Source organism: Klebsiella sp. Q11 (assembly GCF_964241505.1).
In the GTDB taxonomy this organism is placed as follows: domain Bacteria; phylum Pseudomonadota; class Gammaproteobacteria; order Enterobacterales; family Enterobacteriaceae; genus Klebsiella; species Klebsiella michiganensis.
Map to the genome: position 1 here is coordinate 67,552 of NZ_CAXSXW010000003.1, position 18,654 is coordinate 86,205.

At 52.4% G+C, this 18,654-nt stretch carries 15 protein-coding genes; 13 read left to right on the top strand and 2 right to left on the bottom strand.

Annotation, left to right across the window (positions count from 1 at the left end):
* Positions 1–19: 19 nt before the first annotated feature.
* The 12 genes from ACESQ2_RS05005 (at position 20) to ACESQ2_RS05060 (ending at position 13,464) form a co-directional block, all read left to right on the top strand.
* A complete protein-coding gene (locus ACESQ2_RS05005; protein ID WP_033836551.1) occupies positions 20–1,108 on the top strand; it encodes a 4-oxalomesaconate tautomerase in 1,089 nt (362 codons plus the stop codon).
* Positions 1,109–1,202: 94 nt separating this feature from the next.
* Complete coding sequence (locus ACESQ2_RS05010; RefSeq protein ID WP_004849622.1) at positions 1,203–2,441, top strand: MFS transporter; 1,239 nt, start codon at positions 1,203–1,205, stop codon at positions 2,439–2,441.
* Positions 2,442–2,520: 79 nt separating this feature from the next.
* Positions 2,521–3,423, top strand: a complete 903-nt coding sequence (locus ACESQ2_RS05015; protein ID WP_064358337.1) for a fumarylacetoacetate hydrolase family protein — start codon at positions 2,521–2,523, stop codon at positions 3,421–3,423.
* Between the two features lie 21 nt (positions 3,424–3,444).
* Entirely contained in the window at positions 3,445–4,518 is a 1,074-nt protein-coding gene (gene citC / locus ACESQ2_RS05020) for a [citrate (pro-3S)-lyase] ligase (RefSeq protein WP_046877447.1), read from the top strand.
* A gap of 24 nt (positions 4,519–4,542) precedes the next feature.
* Entirely contained in the window at positions 4,543–4,833 is a 291-nt protein-coding gene (citD, locus tag ACESQ2_RS05025) for a citrate lyase acyl carrier protein (RefSeq protein ID WP_004849626.1), read from the top strand.
* Entirely contained in the window at positions 4,833–5,708 is an 876-nt protein-coding gene (gene citE, locus ACESQ2_RS05030; protein WP_014228729.1) for a citrate (pro-3S)-lyase subunit beta, read from the top strand. Before citD ends, citE begins: the two co-directional genes overlap by 1 nt.
* A gap of 33 nt (positions 5,709–5,741) precedes the next feature.
* Positions 5,742–7,262, top strand: coding sequence for a citrate lyase subunit alpha (citF, locus tag ACESQ2_RS05035; protein ID WP_064377349.1), 1,521 nt, complete (start codon positions 5,742–5,744; stop codon positions 7,260–7,262).
* Entirely contained in the window at positions 7,259–7,807 is a 549-nt protein-coding gene (gene citX / locus ACESQ2_RS05040) for a citrate lyase holo-[acyl-carrier protein] synthase (protein ID WP_014228731.1), read from the top strand. Before citF ends, citX begins: the two co-directional genes overlap by 4 nt.
* The gene (gene citG, locus ACESQ2_RS05045; RefSeq protein WP_025106204.1) at positions 7,782–8,654 is read left to right on the top strand and encodes a triphosphoribosyl-dephospho-CoA synthase CitG; all 873 of its coding nucleotides are present in this window, start codon (positions 7,782–7,784) and stop codon (positions 8,652–8,654) included. Before citX ends, citG begins: the two co-directional genes overlap by 26 nt.
* A gap of 32 nt (positions 8,655–8,686) precedes the next feature.
* Complete coding sequence (locus ACESQ2_RS05050) at positions 8,687–9,253, top strand: alpha/beta hydrolase (protein WP_025106205.1); 567 nt, start codon at positions 8,687–8,689, stop codon at positions 9,251–9,253.
* A 68-nt stretch (positions 9,254–9,321) separates the two neighbouring features.
* Positions 9,322–11,922, top strand: a complete 2,601-nt coding sequence (gene acnB, locus ACESQ2_RS05055; RefSeq protein WP_373170198.1) for a bifunctional aconitate hydratase 2/2-methylisocitrate dehydratase — start codon at positions 9,322–9,324, stop codon at positions 11,920–11,922.
* A 108-nt stretch (positions 11,923–12,030) separates the two neighbouring features.
* The gene (locus tag ACESQ2_RS05060; RefSeq protein ID WP_025106207.1) at positions 12,031–13,464 is read left to right on the top strand and encodes an anion permease; all 1,434 of its coding nucleotides are present in this window, start codon (positions 12,031–12,033) and stop codon (positions 13,462–13,464) included.
* Positions 13,465–13,601: 137 nt separating this feature from the next.
* Here ACESQ2_RS05060 and cspA read toward each other — a convergent pair whose 3' ends face one another.
* Positions 13,602–13,814 carry an RNA chaperone/antiterminator CspA gene (gene cspA / locus ACESQ2_RS05065; protein ID WP_004849644.1) on the bottom strand — a complete coding sequence of 71 codons (213 nt, stop codon included), beginning with the start codon at positions 13,812–13,814 and terminating at the stop codon, positions 13,602–13,604.
* A 662-nt stretch (positions 13,815–14,476) separates the two neighbouring features.
* Between cspA and ACESQ2_RS05070 the strand changes: the two genes are divergently transcribed.
* A complete protein-coding gene (locus tag ACESQ2_RS05070; RefSeq protein ID WP_064358333.1) occupies positions 14,477–14,698 on the top strand; it encodes a cold shock domain-containing protein in 222 nt (73 codons plus the stop codon).
* 637 nt (positions 14,699–15,335) lie between these two features.
* Here the strand turns inward: ACESQ2_RS05070 and ACESQ2_RS05075 are convergent.
* Entirely contained in the window at positions 15,336–18,455 is a 3,120-nt protein-coding gene (locus tag ACESQ2_RS05075; RefSeq protein WP_064358331.1) for a multidrug efflux RND transporter permease subunit, read from the bottom strand.
* Positions 18,456–18,654 lie beyond the last annotated feature (199 nt).

The following is an 18,654-nucleotide window of genomic DNA, read 5'->3' on the forward strand; positions in this document are numbered from 1 at the left end:
GCGTGAAACGAGAAACATAATGTTAAAGATTCCTTGTGTACTGATGCGTGGCGGTACTTCGAAAGGCCCGGTGCTTCTGGCCAGTGATTTACCGACAAAAATTGAAGAACGCGATGCTGTGCTGCTGGGCTTAATGGGCGCGGGTCACGAACTTGAAATTGATGGTATTGGCGGCGGCAGCCCCCAAACCAGTAAAGTCGCGATTGTTAGCCCCTCGGACAGTCCGGATGCTGACGTCGACTATTTATTTGTTCAGGTGATGGTCAACGAGCGCCGCGTCGATACCACGCCTAACTGCGGTAATATGCTCTGTGCCGTAGGGCCCTTCGCGATTGAAAAAGGCCTGGTTAAGGCGCAAAGTCCGGTGACGACAGTGCGGATCCGCAACCTGAATACCGGTACGCTGGTTGATGCGGAAGTACAAACGCCGAATTTTTATGTCAACTATGAAGGTGATACGCACATTGATGGCGTTCCCGGCTGCGCTGCGCCGATTGGCCTGACTTTCCTTAACTCCGCCGGATGCAAGACGGGAAAGCTGCTGCCAACCGGTAACATCGTCGATGTGATTGATGATGTGGAAGTCACCTGCATTGATATGGCGATGCCGATGGTGCTGATTAGGGCAGAGCGGATGGGCAAAACGGGAGACGAATCACCGGCCGACCTCGATGCCGATCGCGCGTTTATGAATAAGCTGGAAACGATCCGGCGCAAGGCAGGTGCGAAAATGGGGCTGGGCGATGTCGCCGATAAAGTGATCCCTAAACCGGTTCTGCTGAGCGCGCCCGGCGCAGGCGGGACCATCAGAGTTCGTTATTTTATGCCTCATACCTGCCATAAATCACTGGCTATTACGGGCTCTATCGGCATATCCACGGCCACGATAATTGAAGGATCGGTGGCCCATCACATTGTGGCCGACCAGCCGAGGACGCCGTATACCAATATTATTAATATTGAACATCCGAGCGGAAAAATTTCCGTATCTTTACTCAAAGAGGGAGATGATATTGAGAAAACGCGTGCCGCAGTGATTAGAACCTCCCGTAAATTATTTGAAGGCACGGTTTGCGTCCCGGAATATGTTTTAGCGGAGGAATTATAAATATTTTATATCATTAATGCGGTGCAATACTGATGTCCTCTCGCGTGTAGTTGCTACATAACTCTGTACCTAAAAAAATAATGTCGAGGATTTTATGGCTATAACCCATACGAAAGATAATCAGCTTAATTCTGCTCCCGTCAAGGTCAGTAATTATATTCGGATCATCCTGGCCCTGGCGCTATCCGGCCTTGCAGAATTAGCCTCACTCTTTTTTATTCAACCTCTGTTACCCGTTCTCGCCGTCGAATATGATGTGCCGGTGAGTCAGGTGAGTATCATTCTCTCCGCAGAAACGGCGCTTCTGGCTATCGGATTATTATTCACCGGGACGCTGTCCGATCATTACGGCAGGAAAAAATTAATTATCGTTTCGCTGCTACTTGGCGGACTGCTGACGATGCTCTGTCCTCTGGTCGAATCATGGGCGATGCTGGTGGCCCTGCGTGCGGTTATTGGCCTGGCGCTCAGCGGTATCGCTGCTGCCGCAACCGCCTATATCAGCGAGGAGGTCGCGCCGGTGGTGGCGGGGGTGGTCACCGGATACTTCGTCTTTGGTAACTCGATGGGAGGGATGTCCGGGCGTATTGTGGCCAGCCAGCTGATCGACCATATCTCAATAAATACCATTTTCTATGGTTTTGCGATCAGCCTGATTTTGGTGGCTTTGCTGGTTTACTTTTTACTCCCGGCGTCTCAGAACTTTAAGCCAACGCAAAACCTCAACGTTCTTCGCGTGGTGAAAGGCGCGGCATCTCACTTTAAAAATAAAAAGCTGGCGTTAGCCTTCGTGATTAGCTTCATCATCTTTGGGGTATTCACCTCTCTCTATAACTACCTGGCTTTCTTCCTGAAAGGCGAACCCTTTCATATTTCTCCGGCGAATGCGGGCCTGCTCTCCTTTAGCTTTGCCTTAAGCTTTTTTACCGCCCCTCAGGCGGGACGACTTTCCGCAAAATACGGCAGTATGAGAGTCCTGCGCGCGCTGTTTGTAATGATGGCGCTGGGAATGCTGCTGACTTTAACGTCTAACGTCGTCACCTTTATTATCGGCGCGGTCATTTTTACCGGTTGTTTCTTTGGTTGTCACTCCATTGGCTTAAGCTGGGTAAGTAAAAATGCAACGCATGCACGTGGCCAGGCCGTCGCGCTGTATCTGTTCTTCTACTACATGGGCGGCTCAGTGATTGGTTTCGTGAACGGCTTTGTTTTCCACTCTATGGGCTGGCAGGGGATGACGGGATTCATTATTGCGCTACTGGCCGTGGGGGCGGTGGTTGCAACGTATTTGTCTTCCAGCGAAACAAAAGCCATGGTTCCGGTTGAGTCTTAAACCCTTCGTGGCGAAGTGAATGACTCACGTCATCTCCAGTGGCGTGAGTAAAGAAATTCAATGTTAGTAAGGTGTCATCATGAAATTAGCAAGCTATGTTCATCATGGTCGTAAGAGTTATGGAATATTGACGGATACAGGCATTATTGACCTGGGTAGCAAGATTGGTCATCAATATCGTACGCTGAAGGACTTACTGCAGTGGGGCGCTATTGAGATCGCCGGCCAATATGTTAATTATCCGGTCGATGTCATGATGGCTGATATTACTTTTTTACCGGTCATTGAAAATCCGGGGAAAATTTTCTGCGTCGGTATGAACTATGCGGAAAAAAGAAAAGAGTTTTCTGAAACCAGCGATGCGCCGACCCTCTTTATTCGTTTTCCTGACTCGCAAACCGGTCATGCAACGCCGATATTAAAACCCGCGCTATCCAATGAATTTGATTATGAAGGCGAGCTGGCCGTTATTATTGGCAAACCGGGTATGAATATCGATACCGACGCTGCCCTGAGCCATGTTGCAGGCTATAGCTGCTATATGGATGGATCGGTGCGCGACTGGCAGCATGCCTGGTTTACCGCCGGGAAAAACTGGCGGCAGACCGGCGCGTTTGGTCCCTGCCTGACAACCGTTGATGAAATACCCGATCCCCACCGCTTGTCTATTCAAACCTATTTGAACGGCATTATGGTTCAGAATGATTCAACGAGCAGTATGATCCATAAAGTTGCCGATCTGATTAGCTATATCAGTACTTTTACGGCGCTCAGCGCCGGCGATGTCATTATTACCGGCTCTCCTGGCGGCGTCGGTAAAAAAAGAACGCCCCCACTCTTTATGCACGAAGGCGATCGGGTTGAGGTGGTAATTGAAAATATTGGGCATCTCATGAATACGATTGTCGAATCAAAACCGCAGCACGAATTGCAGATGTCGTCGTCTCCGCGGGCTCAGACAAGATTATTTGACGCTCATTAAGGTATGGGCAGGAGAAACAAGATGTACACCGACCAAACGCTAGAATTCGAGAAAGTGGAAACTAGCAACGGTACCTTCAGAGACGAAATTATTCTCTTTCTGAAGAACAATGGATTAGGCATCGACGGCGACATTGAGCAATTTGTTGTCGCGCGCTGCCAGCGGCAGCTGGTTGCCTGCGCCGGGCTTGCGGGGAATACGTTAAAATGCATTGCGGTTGCCAGAGAGTGGCGCGGGACGGCGCTAGGCCTGAAGATCATTCATGAAGCGGAGCTGCAGGCTGTTCAGAACGGCGAACATCAGCTTTTTCTCCTGACGTGTCCGGATAATGTGCGGTCGTTCCAGGGATGCGGATTTTATCCTTTGGTCACCCTCGATAACAGGGCGACGCTGATGGAGAATTCGCCGGTTGGCATCCATCGCTACTGCCGCCAACTGCGGGGCCAGCATTTGGTGACGGCCGGAAATATCGGCGGGATTGTGATGAATGCAAATCCCTTTACGTTAGGGCACCAGTATCTGATTGAGCAGGCTGCAAAAGCGTGCGACTGGCTGCATGTCTTTGTCGTTGAGGAAGATCTGTCCACGTTTTCCTTTCGGCAACGGTTTGCCATGGTTCAGGAGGGGTCACGGCATCTGCCTAATATTACGGTCCATCCTGGCTCAAAATATATTATTTCTCGAGGAACATTCCCCGGTTACTTTCTCAAAGAAAAACAAATTATTAACGAGGTGTATGCCGCAATCGATTTGCTTATGTTCCGCCGTTACATTGCACCGGCTTTAAATATTAATCAGCGCTTTGTTGGTACTGAACCCTTCTGTAAGGTGACCGCGCAATATAATGACGCAATGCATCACTGGCTGGAGGATGAGATGACAATACCTGCCGCCAGTATCAAGGTGAATGAGATTCAGCGGATGACCGATATGAATAATTTTCCCATCTCCGCCTCTGCGGTCAGGAAATTGTTAAGTCACGAAGATATGCACACCGTTAAAAGTATGGTGCCTGCAACTACGATGCCTTATTTATATAAATGGTTATCAGCGAATCAATCTAAGCAGCCCGATTTAGATATGGTTGATGCTTAATAAATCATTGTTCAGGATATTTATATGAAAATATTACATGCGGCAATCGCCGGGACGCTGGAATCCAGCGACCTGGTTGTCAAAGTCAGCCCCTACGATGATGGGCTCGATATTACTATCAACAGCGAAGTGTACAAACAATTTGGTGAACAGATTACGGCGGTGGTTAATGAAACACTTTCCGCATTAAACGTTACGCAGGGGCAAATTATTGTTGAGGATAAGGGGGCGCTGGACTGCGTTATCCGCGCCAGAATGCAGGCGGCGATTTTACGGGGAACGGCCAGCAACGAAATTGCGTGGGAAAAATTATGATGAAAAAATTACGCCGTAGCATGCTTTTTTTACCGGGTTCAAGCGCCGCTATGCTTTCAACAGCCTTTATTTATAAACCCGATTCAATCATGTTTGACCTGGAAGATGCGGTCTCGTTGAAAGAGAAAGACAGCGCGCGGCTGCTGGTGTTCCATGCGCTACAGCATCCTATGTATAAAGATATTGAAACCGTTGTCAGGATTAATCCGCTGAATACGCCATTTGGCTTAAAAGACCTGGAAGCGGCGGTGCGCGCCGGCGTCGATGTTATCCGTTTACCCAAAACCGATACGCCGGAAGATATTTACCAGCTTGAGCGTGAAATTGTGCGTATTGAAGAGAGCTGCGGCCGCCCGGTGGGCTCTACGCAGCTGATGGCGGCGATTGAATCGGCGGTGGGGGTCATTAATGCCGTCGCTATCGCCAGGTCCTCTCAACGCCTGATGGGGATTGCGCTGGCGGCGTTTGATTACGTTATGGATATGCAAACGGAACGCGGCGACGGTACCGAGCTGTTTTACGCGCGCTGCGCGGTATTACATGCGGCCCGCGGGGCAGGTATTGATGCGTTTGACGTGGTCTATGCCGATATTAATGACGAGGCCGGCTTTTTGAAAGAAGTGGATTTGATTAAACGTATGGGCTTTAACGGTAAGTCGCTTATTAATCCGCGGCAGATAGAGATCTTACATAATGCCTATGCCCCCACTCAGGAAGAAGTTGATTACGCGGAGCGTGTTATTGCCGCGGCCGAAGAAGGGGAGCGTAGCGGACTTGGGGTGATTTCACTGAACGGCAAAATGATTGACGCGCCGATCATCAACCATGCCCGGGTGGTTATTGAACGTAAAAATGCCTCCGGCATCCGGCAATAATCTCCATTCAGTCACCAGCAACAGGATTTAACTATGAATCAATTAACCGAAGCCCTTCATAATATATCCGGCGCCCAGCACCAGTATGAGGTATTTTCCGGCGCAAATACCCATACGCCCTATCTTGCGGATACCCGGCAAAAATATCAGCGCAAACTTTTTGACACGCTGGATGAAGTTTTATCGCGCTGCGATTTACGCGATGGGATGACCGTTTCATTTCATCACGCCTTCCGCGAGGGTGATCAAGTGATTAACTACGTTATGGCCAGGCTGGCGGAAAAAGGCCTGCGAGGGCTGACGCTGGCGTCAAGTTCCCTGATGACCTGCAACGCGCCGCTGATCGAGCATATTAAACACGGCGTTATTAGCAAAATCTATACCTCCGGGATGCGCGGTGAATTAGCGGATGCGATTTCACACGGCCTGATGGAGGAGCCGGTACAGATCCACTCGCACGGCGGCAGGGTCAATCTGATTGAAAAGGGTGAAATTAATATTGATGTCGCGTTCCTGGCGGTCTCCTGCTGCGACGAATATGGCAATGCCAGCGGCAGCGGCGGCAAATCCCGATGCGGCTCGCTTGGCTACGCGATGGTCGATGCAAAATATGCCCGCAAGGTGGTTTTGCTGACGGAAAGCATTGAGCCGTTTCCGTATATGCCGGCCAGCATTATTCAGGATCAGGTTGATTATATTGTCAAAATCGACAGCGTAGGCGACCCGGCGAAAATCAGCGTTGGCGCCGCGCGCGTGACCAGCAATCCGCGAGAGCTGATGATCGCGCGGTCTGCTGCGGACGTCATTGAGCATTCCGGTTATTTTCGCGATAGTTTTTCTCTGCAAACGGGATCGGGCGCGGCGTCCACCGCCTGTACGCGATTCCTGGAATCCCGCATGAGGAAACACAATATCGTCGCCGGCTTTGCCTTAGGCGGCATTACCGGCAGTATTGTCGATCTGCATGAAAAGGGGCTGATTACTAAGCTGCTGGATACACAAAGTTTTGATGGCGCAGCGGGGGAGTCGCTGGCGAAAAATCCGCACCACGTTGAAATCTCGACCAGCGTTTACGCCAACCCGGCGGCGAAAGCCGCCTGCTGCGACCGCGTAGACATCGTCATCTTAAGCGCCCTGGAAATTGATACGGATTTTAACGTCAACGTTCTGACCGGCTCCGACGGCGTGATGCGCGGGGCATCGGGCGGACATTGCGATGTCGCGGCGGCGGCAAATTTAACTATCGTGGTCGCGCCCCTGATCCGCAGCCGCATTCCCACCGTCGTCAGGCACGTCACGACCCGCGTAACGCCGGGAGAGAGCATTGACGTGCTCGTCACCGACCACGGCATTGCCGTGAATCCTGCCCGCCCGGAAGTCAAAGAGAGGCTGACGGCGGCCGGTTTGCCGGTCGTTGACATCGAAGCGCTTTATCAGACATCGCTGGTGATTTCTGGCGAGCCCAAACCTATTGAGTTTACCTCGCGCATTGTCGGCGTCGTGCGTTATCGCGATGGCAGCGTCATTGACGTGGTAAGGCAGGTGAAAGAATGATCGGCGAAACAACCAACGCTTCCTGCGCCCCTCTCACCCTTGAGGAAGTCCTCAAAGCCAGAGAAGCGCGCGCGAGTGTACAACAGGCGTGGCTGCGCCGCTTCGAACAACCGATGGTATCCACCACGCTCGTCTGGCCCGGAGAGGTAAAAGATACGCCGCTTGCCCGGCAGGTTATGGCGGAGGCGACGGACGCGTTCAGCCAGCTGCTGCGGAAACATCGCTGGGGCGTTTCCAGACACGACGTTCGTTTTCAGCCCACCGGGCCCGAAGCGTTCTGGTCCGTAGCGGCGCCAGCCTGGATGATCAAGCACGTGACGGCGCATCTTGAAGATCATCATCCTCTCGGGCGTCTGTGGGATATCGATGTTTTTTGTCCCACATCCGGATTAATTAAGCGCAGCGCGATCCGACAGCCGATGCGCAAATGCTTCATTTGCAATGAGGCTGCCCACGTCTGTTCCCGTATGCGCCGCCATTCTCAGAATGAACTTGCGCAAGTGATTGAGGATTTAGCCTATGACTATTTTCGCGGTCAACGCTGAACGGGCTGAGCAACGGGAAAGCATCGCCTGGCTGGCTGCCGAGGCGATGTATCGGGAAGTGAGATTAACGCCAAAGCCCGGGCTGGTTGATGGCGAGAACAATGGTGCGCATCGTGATATGAACATCGCCCTGTTTATGGCCAGTATTCGCGCCGTCTCGCCCTGGTTTCCGCGCTTTTTTGCGCAGGGAAAGGCGACGGCGGATTTGCCTGCCCCGCAGACGCTATTGGCGATAAGGCCCACAGGACTGGCCTGCGAACAGGCGATGTTTAACGCCACGGGGGGAGTAAACACCCACAAAGGCGGCATTTTTTCCCTCGGCCTGCTGTGCGCCGCCGCTGGGCGTCTTGTTAAGCGCAACCAGATGCTTAGCCAGCGCAATCTGTGCGAGGAAACCCGCGCGATGTGCGCGGGCCTGGTTAGCCAGGAACTGAAAAGAAAGGGCCTCGCTAAAACCAAAGGCGAGCATATTTTTCAGCGCTTCGGGTTTAGCGGCGCGCGAGGTGAGGCTGAGAACGGCTTTTATACCGTCAGGCAGTTCGGGCTGCCGCAGTGGCAGAAAGCGCGGCGGGAGGGGTTATCTGAGCAGGATGCGCTGCTCAGGATGCTGCTGGCCCTGATGGCCTTCAACCCCGATACCAATGTGGTGTCCCGGGGCGGGCTGAGCGGCCTGCAGTATGTGCAGCGCTATGCGCAACGCGTTCTGAAGATAGAACACCTGGCGGGTGAAAAGCTCAGAAAAGCGCTGAGACACATGGATAAGGCGTTGATTGACAGAAATATTAGCCCTGGCGGCAGCGCGGATCTCCTTGCCGTTGGCTGGGTACTTTCCCATTACCCGGCCTGACGGGCGGTACTGAACGTGGAGAGGAAGGCTTTATGACTACCCAACGTCTGGAACAGCTCAGCGAGAAGTTGACGATTATTCTGGTACCGGGCCTGCGAGACAGCGATGAGCATCACTGGCAAAGCTGTTGGAGTCGTCGTTTTCCTTTTTGGAAGCGGATAAGCCAGCGGAACTGGCTGGAGCCGGATATCGATGCCTGGGTATCCGCTATCCGTCGGGAGCTGGCTACCTGTCAGCGGCCGGCCGTGCTGGTCGGCCACAGCTTTGGGGCGCTCGCCGCATGTCGCCTGATTCAGACGCAAAAGGTGAACATCGCGGGTATCGTCATGGTTGCGCCTGCGGAGCCATCGCTCTTCGAACTGGACGAGGCGGTACTTCCCGAGAGGCTGCGGGTGCCCAGCCTCCTGTTTGCCAGCCGAAACGATCCGTTAATGACCTTTAAGCGAGCGCAGTACTGGGCGCAATGCTGGGGAGGGCGGTTAATCGATCTGGGTGACGCCGGGCATATTAATGCTGAGTCCGGATTCGGGGATTGGAATTATGGTCTGGAGCAGTTAGCAGAATTTTGTGAAGGCTTACCGCAATTTATTAAAAGTTAATTTTACCAACCGAATATCGCTATTACATAAACAACCTTCAGATAAATAACATCTGAAACGGAGAGCATATGTTAGAAGCTTATAAAAAGCATGTGGACGAACGCGCTGAAAAAAATATTCCACCGAAGCCGTTAACCGCTGAGCAAACGCAAGAATTAATTACATTACTGACCAGCAAGACCTGCGATGATAAACATGCCCTTGTACAGCTGTTAGCGCATCGCGTGCCGCCGGGCGTCGATCCGGCGGCGAAGATTAAAGCCGATTTTCTTTATCAGCAGATCAAAGAAGAAAACCCGGCGAGTATTATTGCGCCTCAGCAGGCTATTGAACTGCTGGGCACCATGCAGGGCGGTTATAATGTTCAACCGCTCATTCACTTACTGGACGATCCCCGCTGGGCCAGCAGCGCAGCGGAACAATTAAGCGCCACGCTGCTTATTTTTGAAAAATTTAAGGATGTGGAAGAAAAGGCGAAACAAGGAAATGCCTGGGCGCAAAAAGTGATTCAGTCATGGGCCGACGCCGAATGGTTTTTACGTCGTCCGGCGCTGCCGGAGAAGATCACGCTGAAAGTATTCAAAGTGACGGGGGAAACCAATACTGATGATTTGTCCCCTGCGCCCGAGGCATGGTCACGTCCGGATATTCCTCTGCATGCCTTGTCCATGTTGTGTCATCCGCGCGACGGCGTCAGCCCGGATGAACCGGGAAGCCGCGGGCCGATACGACAGCTAGAGCAGTTAAAGAAAGAGGGCTATCCGCTGGTCTACGTCGGCGATGTCGTCGGCACCGGCTCTTCGCGAAAATCGGCCACTAACTCTATTTTATGGCACCTTGGCAACGATATTCCATGGGTGCCGAATAAACGAAGCGGCGGCTTTGTTTTTGGCGGCAATATTGCGCCCATCTTTTTTAATACCCTGGAAGATTCCGGCGCGCTGCCCCTTGAAATGGATGTTTCCGCGCTATCCACGGGAATGCTGATTGATCTCTATCCGTATCGCGGGGAGATTTGCGAAGCCCACAGCCAGCGTCCTGTTACCTCATTTTCCCTGAAAACGGACGTTCTGCTGGATGAAGTGCGCGCCGGAGGGCGCATTCCGCTGATTATTGGCCGCAGCCTGACGGCCAGAGCGCGGCAATCACTGAACCTTGCGCCCTCCGACGTTTTCCGCCGGCCGAAAGCGCCGGCACCCTCCGCCGCCGGCTTTACGCTGGCGCAGAAAATAGTGGGGAGAGCCTGCGGCGTTGCCGGGATCCGACCAGGACAGTACTGCGAGCCGCGAGTTACCACCGTCGGTTCACAGGATACCACCGGAGGAATGACGCGCGATGAGCTTACCGATCTGGCCTGCCTGAGTTTTTCCGCTGATTTGGTTATGCAGTCTTTCTGCCATACCTCGGCCTATCCCAAGCCGGTTGATGTGAAGCTGCATGAAACGCTGCCCGAGTTTATCAGCCGCCGAAACGGCGTGGCGCTGAAGCCGGGTGATGGCATTATCCACTCCTGGCTTAACCGTATGCTGATTCCTGATACCGTGGGGACCGGGGCGGATTCGCACACCCGTTTCCCGCTTGGCATCTCTTTTCCCGGGGGCTCCGGGCTGGTGGCCTTTGCTGCGGCAACGGGCATTATGCCGCTGGATATGCCGGAGTCCGTACTGGTCCGTTTTACGGGAGAGATGCAGCAGGGGATAACCCTGCGCGATCTGGTTCACGCTATTCCGCTCTATGCCCGCAAGCAGGGATTACTGACGGTGGAGAAAAAAAATAAGATCAATATTTTCTCCGGCCGTATCCTGGAAATCGAAGGGCTCGGGATGCTGAAAGCGGAGCAGGCCTTTGAACTGGCCGACGCCTCGGCCGAACGCTCCGCAGCGGCGTGCGTGCTGCGTCTGGAAGAGGAGAACGTGGCGGAATACCTGCGCTCCAATGCCACATTGCTACGCTGGATGATTAATCAGGGTTATGAAAATGCCGACACGCTGGCGCGGCGAATTGCGGAAATTGAGGCATGGCTGGCGAATCCGTCGCTGCTGGTGGCCGATGAGAACGCCGAATATGCCGCGGTGATTGAGATCGATCTCACGGAAATTACCGAACCCATCGTCTGTGCGCCGAACGATCCGGATGACGCCCGGCTGCTGTCGGAAGTCGCGCGTACGCCGATAGATGAGGTCTTTATTGGCTCCTGCATGACGAATATTGGCCATTTCCGCGCCGCCGGTAAAATTATTGCCGACGCCCGCGAGATACCCGTACGGCTGTGGCTGGCTCCGCCGACGAAAATGGATGCGCGTCAGCTTGCCAGTGAAGGCTACTTTAATCAGTTTATAAAAACGGGCGCCAGAATCGAACCCGCCGGCTGTTCGCTGTGTATGGGGAACCAGGCGCGGGTACGTCAGGGCAGTTCCGTTGTTTCAACATCGACTCGTAACTTCCCGAATCGTCTGGGCACCGATGCGAACGTTTTTTTAGCATCGGCGGAGCTGAGCGCCGTGGCGGCGATGATAGGGAAAATGCCGACCGTTGAACAATATTTCTGGCACATGGATAAAATCAAAGCAACAAGGGACGATATTTATCGTTACCTGAACTTCGATCGGCTGCCAGAGTATCAGTCAAGGAATGATGGAAAAAATATTATTAAAACATTCGCTGGCTAATTCTTTACTGCATTAAGCAATAACGGTGAATAGCTCACTTGTTCAGCGGAAGCTTCAGAAGAAAGAGGCTTCTGCTTTTAATGACACGGATTGTAGCCGAGGTGAAGCATGTTGAAGTCAAAGCTAATAAAAATAGCGGTGCTTATTTTTATTATTATATTAGCAATCATCATTCCACCCCCCGCGGGATTAACGAAAGAAGCCTGGATACTGGCCGGTATCTACCTGGCATCCATTATAGGTCTGGTGAGTAAGCCTTATCCTGAGCCGGTTATCATGCTGTCGGCGGTAGGCTTGTCGTGCTTAACGGTGGCACGATTTGATGACTCCCCCGTCAGGTCAATGGATGTACTGAGCGGTTTTTCCTCGGGAACGACATGGCTGGTATTTAGCGCGTTTACTTTGAGCGCCGCTTTTGTCACCACCGGATTAGGGAAACGTCTGGCGTACTGGTTTATTTTAAAGTTCGGTGGGACAACCCTGCGGCTGGGGTATGTCACGGCGCTGTTGGATTTAATGCTGTCACCGGCGACGCCTTCTAACACCGCACGCGCCGGCGGCGTCGTATTCCCGATTATCAATAGCATTGCCCTGGTGTTAGGTTCAACGCCAAAAGAGAGTCCGCGTCAGGCCGGACGTTATCTGATGGTGAATATCTATATGGTGACTAAAACCACCAGCTATATGTTTTTGACCGCGTTTGCCGGAAATGCCTTAGCGTTACAGTTAATTTCCGATATTTTTCATATCCGCATAAGCTGGGTAGGGTGGGCTCTGGCGGGGGTACCGCTTGGGCTATTGATGTTAGCCGTCATTCCTTATATCACCTACAAAATAGTGCGCCCGCAATTAAAAGAAATAGACAATGTAAAAATAGCCACTGCGGGCCTGAATGACCTGGGGCCCATCAGTTCGAAAGAGAAAGGGCTGATCGTGGTCTTTATCTCCGCACTCTCCGGCTGGATATTTTCTCATTATCTGGGGCTGAATGAATCCTCCGTTGCGGTGATTGCCATGGCTGGCGCTTTGCTCACGAATGTCATTTGCTGGAATGATGTGCTGCAAAATAAGGGCGGCTGGAATACGTTAATCTGGTACGGCGGCATTATTGGACTGAGTGCGACCTTAAGCAAAGAGGGATTTTTTAAATGGCTTGCCGCCTTTATGTCCGAGCATCTGGATTTCCTCGGCGCCGGTAACACGACCATTGTGATTATTGTTTTTTTAAGCATCGTCGTGCGCTATTTATTCGCCTCCGGCGGTGCATACGTCGCGGCTATGGTTCCCGTCTTCGCCACCGTCGGACTGGTTACCGGAACGGCGCCTGCGCTGCTGGCGCTCGCCATCCTGTTTTCTAACTCTTACGGGGGCTGTATCACGCACTATGGCGGTGCCGCCGGGCCGATTATCTTTGCCGCCGGTTATAACGATATTAAATCCTGGTGGTTAACCGGGACCATAATCGCTTTATTAACGTTTCTGCTGCATATGGTTGTCGGCATTCCGTGGTGGGGCTTTTTGATTCAGCACGGAATACTCTGAGGCCAGCCTTGTTTTTTATTACCTGACGGCTCGCGATATAACGAAAAAACCCCGACATGATGTCAGGGTTTTTTAACTGGCGTGAGTCCATCATCGGCAGCGAAGCTGAAATCTACCGCCAGCAAATAAAGCGCAGCTTAGATGGCGAAGACGTTACCGGCAGAAGGGCCTTTCTGGCCATCTTCAATGGTGAATTCGACTTTCTGGCCTTCGTTCAGGGTTTTAAAACCGCCGCCCTGGATAGCGGAAAAATGTACAAACACATCTTTGCTACCGTTGTCCGGGGTGATGAAACCAAAGCCTTTCGATTCATTAAACCATTTTACTAAACCAGTCATTTTATTAGACATTGATAATACCTCAACATATCTGAGCCTTACGGCGAAAAGGTTTCGCACAGAATCTAATTAATAACGATAAGGAGACTCAAAAGGAAGAATTATCAACGGATAACACTTAAGATGAGGACTGCTTTACTGAACCGCTTTATTATGTCTGTGTACTTAACCGACCAATCATTAGTCACATACTTCACCGCGGATAGCAAGACTTATTTCAATTGATATTGCCGGGGCGGAGAGTGATACGGGAAGAGGGGGGAGTGATTCACCAGCGACTTATTGATGACGCAATGATAATAACTTTCAGTATTTCATTGGGTTAACTCGATTTTTGGTTACGGTGACGTGGATGAATCTGCAGAGAATGTTTTTTTATTTTTCCGAACAGGCTCACCCGGCGGTGAAGCCATATCACCCGTCGCAGCGCGATTAATTTAGGCCGTTTCTCATTATTTATCCCCTTCGGGGTATCTGGATGGCTAAAATTTCATTTGCTTATTAATGGTATTCATGCCTTAATGAAATTATTAATCCGAAAAAACGCATGCACTTAAAAATTTTACCGGCCCGTTCTCATTACCAGGCGCTATCGCTGATACCCCCTTTCTTTTGAGTCCATACGTTTAATCCGACACGTTTTCTGTCAATTACCTGATGCGCAAGGAGTCAGTATGTCCTCAAGAATTAAAGGTCTGGTCAAGTGGTATAATGAGTCGAAGGGATTTGGTTTCATTTCACCTCTCGATGGCGGTAAAGATATCTCGGTCCATTGCTCGGCGCTGCGTGGTGATAATTTTAATACCCTGTTTGAAGGCCAGAAAGTTGAATATGCCATACTCCAAAGAGATGACAAAGGCCCTGCCGCCACCCATGTCATACTGTGCGATAAATAACGATTTATAGCGTTACGCCCGCGATAGCGAAAGCCGTGCTGGCGATATCACAACGGCCTTTCCCAGGATTATTCCTCCCTTATTCCATGTCCTGTCCCTGAGCGCAACGACAGTCGCGTTGCGTACGGTTTTTCTTATCCGGCGATGCGGCAGAAATGCGTTCAACGGATTCTGGAAGCGCGTACAATTCATCGGCTTTCAGTCAGTATTTAAATCCGATGACAGGGGATAGTGATGGTCAGACGCTTTTTGGTGTGTTTCTTTATGCTGTGCGCATGCTCAGCCTTTGCCGCTAACGGCGGGAATGGCGGCGACGGCGGGAATGGGAATAACTCGGATGGGGGCAATGGCTCTGATGGCAGCTCGACCGCGTCGGGACGCGATGGTTGCCCCGGCGGAACGCAGCCTGACTCGTCCGGAAAATTTTATCTTCCGGGCACAAAAGAGCCGTGCAATCCGGGCAAGCAGGATGCCATGAAAAGCGCGCGCCATTAGCCTTAACAGCCGCTGTTTAGCGGCTGACGACAAGACCGCCGAACGAGTGAGGCAAGCGAGTCTAAAGCGCGGCGAGATCCTTTCCCTTAACGCAGCGTAAAACTCGTCTTGTCGTTCCAGCTGCGCTCGTACCAACCTCGTGCTATTTAATATGGCGCGGGGTGTTTTCCCCTTTCCGACGTTGTTTAATGCACCGCGTAATCATGACGAAAAAGACGGGGACAAAGAAGATAGCCAGCACCGTTGCGCTTATCATACCCCCGAAGACGCCCGTTCCCAGGGCATGCTGGGTCGTGTCGCTCGCCCCTCTGGCCAGCATCAGCGGTACGACGCCTAATGTAAATGCCAGCGAGGTCATGAGTATTGGGCGTAAGCGCTGCGTTGAGGCGAGTAATGTTGCATCCACCACGTTCATTCCCTGGCTCATCAGTTGTCTGGCAAATTCCACAATCAGAATCGCATTTTTAGCGGAAAGGCCAATCAGGGTTATCAGGCCCACTTTAAAAAAGACATCGTTGGTCATATTCGCCACCGTCACGGCCACAACCGCGCCGAGCAGGCCGAGAGGAACCACAAGCATTACCGCGAAGGGAATCGACCAGCTTTCATAGAGTGCGGCCAGCACCATGAATACGACCAGCACCGAGAGTATTATCAGCCCCGGCAGCTGTGACGCGGACTGCTTTTCCTGTAACGAACTCCCCGCCCATTCTCCGGCGAAACCCGCCGGCAACTGGTCCGCCAGCTTCTCCATCGCCATTATTGCGCTACCCGTGGACTCGCCCGCGGCGGCGCTTCCGCTAATGCGGATGGCCGGATATCCCTGATAGCGATTGAGCTGCTGCGGGGCAACGTTCCAGGAGAGCGTCACAAACGCCGCCAAAGGAAGCATCCGCCCCGAGCGGTTCTTCACCGACAGGGTCAATAACTGCTCCGGTTGCATACGGTAGGGCGCATCCGCCTGAACGATCACCTGTTGAACCCGGCCATTATTGGTATAGTCATTGACGTAACTGGAGCCCGTTGCGACGGTAATCGTTTGGTTAATTTCATCAAACGATACGCCCATCGCTTCCGCTTTTTCCCTGTCGACGTTAAGCATCAGGCTACTCCCTTCAGGGAGCCCATCGATATAGACATCGTTCAACAGGTGACTCTGGTTCGCACGCTTTACCAGCTCATCCGCTGCCTTTTTCAGGGCCGGATAGCCCTTGCCGCCACGGTCCTGCAAATACCAGGTAAACCCGGATGAGGTCCCCATGTCGGAGATAGCCGGAGGGAGCAGGCTCATCGTGACGGCATCGGGAACGCTTTCCATACTGCTTTGAATATACTCTGCTTCACCCTGGGCGGTCGCGCCCTCGCGATTTTTCCAGTCCTTCAAGGTGGTGAAAGCCATGGCAGAGTTTTGCCCTGAGCCTGAAAACCCAAATCCCAGGATCATGATGTTGCTTTCAACGGCCTGCCGCGCGGCAATTTCATCTTCAAATCGTTGTACCACCTTAAGCGTACGCTGCATCGTGGCGTCGGAAGGGAGCTGGATCGACGACATAAAGTAACCCTGATCTTCATCCGGTAAAAATGACGAAGGTAATGAGGATAGACCGGTATACAGCGCGAGACAGAGTGCGGTATACAGCAGCATCATGCGTCCGGTTCGTTTCAGAACAAACCCGAGCCCGGAGGCGTAAAATGAGGCGAGGCGTTGAAAACGGGCGTTAAACCACGCGGAAAAACAGCCGCCTTTGCTCCGGTTAGGCTGATGCGGCCGAAGTAACGTAGCGCAAAGGGCAGGGGTGAGCGTCAGCGCCAGGAATGCCGATAATAAAATGGATACTGCCATAGAAATGCAGAATTGCCGGTAAATAATCCCTACCGACCCGTCGGCAAAACCCATGGGAATAAATACCGCGGTCAGCACCAGCGTAATACCCATAATGGCCGGGGTGATTTCACTCATCGCTTCCCGCGTGGCCTGCTTCGGGGAGAGCCCCTTTTCTTCCATGAGGCGCTCAACGTTCTCCACAACAACAATAGCGTCATCAACAATGATGCCGATTGCCAGCACCATGCCGAACATGGTCAGGATATTGATGGAATAGCCGCTAAACAGCATCACCGTTAAGGTGCCCAGCAGCGCCACCGGGGCTACGATTGCGGGGATAAACGTGCAGCGGATTTTGTGCAGAAACAGCAGCATAACGAGAAACACCAGCACCATTGCTTCGGCAAAGGTTTCCACCACCTTCAAAATAGAAAGCTTCACAAAGGGGGCGGTATCAAACGGAACCGTGAACGCCATTGCTTCAGGAAGCACGCCTGAAAGCTCCGCCAGCCGCGCGCGGACCCCCGATGCCGTGCCGATCGCATTTGCGCCGGGAGAGAGCTGAATAGCGGCAGCCGTGGCGGGAACGCCGTTTTCTCGTATGCCAAAAGCATAGCTTTGTAACCCGGACTCCACGCGCGCAATATCAGCCAACTTTAGCCGTGCGCCAGTCACCTCAGATTTTAAGGTAATGTTGCGAAACGCCTCAACCGATGAGAGCTGACCTTTAACGGTTATCGGATAAGTAACGGCCTGCTGCGGCGTCGTTGGTTCATCTCCCGTTCTGCCGGGAGAAACAATCACGTTTTGTTGGCCGACAGCGCTCACCACGTCCGTGACGGAAAGCCCGTAACCGTGGAGCTTTATAGGATCCAGCCAGATACGCAGCGCTTTTTCCCCGCCGAAGAGCTGGACTTTGCCAACGCCAGGGACGCGGCGCAGCTCATCGATCACATTGCGAGCAAAATAGTCGCTTAAATCAGCCTCCTGATACTCTCCCGTCGGGGATTTTAACCCCACCATCATCAGAAAGCCGGAATTAGCCGCCTCAACCGTTATGCCATTTTGCCTTACCGCCTGTGGTAAACGCGGCTCGACGATTTTAATCTGGTTTTGCAGATCCATCTGCGCGAGCTTAACGTCCGTTCCCGGCCTGAAGGTTACCGTAATGGAAGCCATGCCGGTGGTATCGCTGGTGGATTCAAAATAAAGCAAATTATCCACGCCAGAAATCTCGCGCTCGATAAGTGAAACAACAGACGTATTCATCACATCCGGGCTGGCCCCCGGATAGCTGAGCGAAATAATAATGCCCGGCGGTGCGACGGTAGGATATTGCGCAACCGGCAGGCGCGGAATGGACAATATTCCCGTCAGCACGATAAACAGCGCGACCACCCAGGCGAAAATAGGACGTTCAATAAAAAAGTGCGGCATCAGATAGACATCCAGTCAACAAACAAAAAGGTCAGTAAATTCAGGATGACCGCTCGGTTTCCCGGGGCCTATCCTCCGGTAAACTCGTGCGATAGCGTCATCCGGGCGGCAACGTTCGAGCAATTGTCTCCTGCGCGAATGGCATATATCGCCATCCGGCCAGAACGAGGCCGAGGAGGAAGAGGCTAAGTCTAAATGC

Bases quoted from the DNA above. Each gene is read 5' to 3' on its own strand.
- ACESQ2_RS05060 (WP_025106207.1), top strand. From the start codon at position 12,031: ATGTTGAAGTCAAAGCTAATAAAAATAGCGGTGCTTATTTTTATTATT.
- ACESQ2_RS05075 (WP_064358331.1), bottom strand. From the start codon at position 18,455: ATGCCGCACTTTTTTATTGAACGTCCTATTTTCGCCTGGGTGGTCGCG.
- citC (WP_046877447.1), top strand. From the start codon at position 3,445: ATGTACACCGACCAAACGCTAGAATTCGAGAAAGTGGAAACTAGCAAC.
- citD (WP_004849626.1), top strand. From the start codon at position 4,543: ATGAAAATATTACATGCGGCAATCGCCGGGACGCTGGAATCCAGCGAC.
- ACESQ2_RS05015 (WP_064358337.1), top strand. From the start codon at position 2,521: ATGAAATTAGCAAGCTATGTTCATCATGGTCGTAAGAGTTATGGAATA.
- citX (WP_014228731.1), top strand. From the start codon at position 7,259: ATGATCGGCGAAACAACCAACGCTTCCTGCGCCCCTCTCACCCTTGAG.
- citF (WP_064377349.1), top strand. From the start codon at position 5,742: ATGAATCAATTAACCGAAGCCCTTCATAATATATCCGGCGCCCAGCAC.
- ACESQ2_RS05050 (WP_025106205.1), top strand. From the start codon at position 8,687: ATGACTACCCAACGTCTGGAACAGCTCAGCGAGAAGTTGACGATTATT.
- acnB (WP_373170198.1), top strand. From the start codon at position 9,322: ATGTTAGAAGCTTATAAAAAGCATGTGGACGAACGCGCTGAAAAAAAT.
- citG (WP_025106204.1), top strand. From the start codon at position 7,782: ATGACTATTTTCGCGGTCAACGCTGAACGGGCTGAGCAACGGGAAAGC.
- cspA (WP_004849644.1), bottom strand. From the start codon at position 13,814: ATGTCTAATAAAATGACTGGTTTAGTAAAATGGTTTAATGAATCGAAA.
- ACESQ2_RS05005 (WP_033836551.1), top strand. From the start codon at position 20: ATGTTAAAGATTCCTTGTGTACTGATGCGTGGCGGTACTTCGAAAGGC.
- ACESQ2_RS05010 (WP_004849622.1), top strand. From the start codon at position 1,203: ATGGCTATAACCCATACGAAAGATAATCAGCTTAATTCTGCTCCCGTC.
- citE (WP_014228729.1), top strand. From the start codon at position 4,833: ATGAAAAAATTACGCCGTAGCATGCTTTTTTTACCGGGTTCAAGCGCC.
- ACESQ2_RS05070 (WP_064358333.1), top strand. From the start codon at position 14,477: ATGTCCTCAAGAATTAAAGGTCTGGTCAAGTGGTATAATGAGTCGAAG.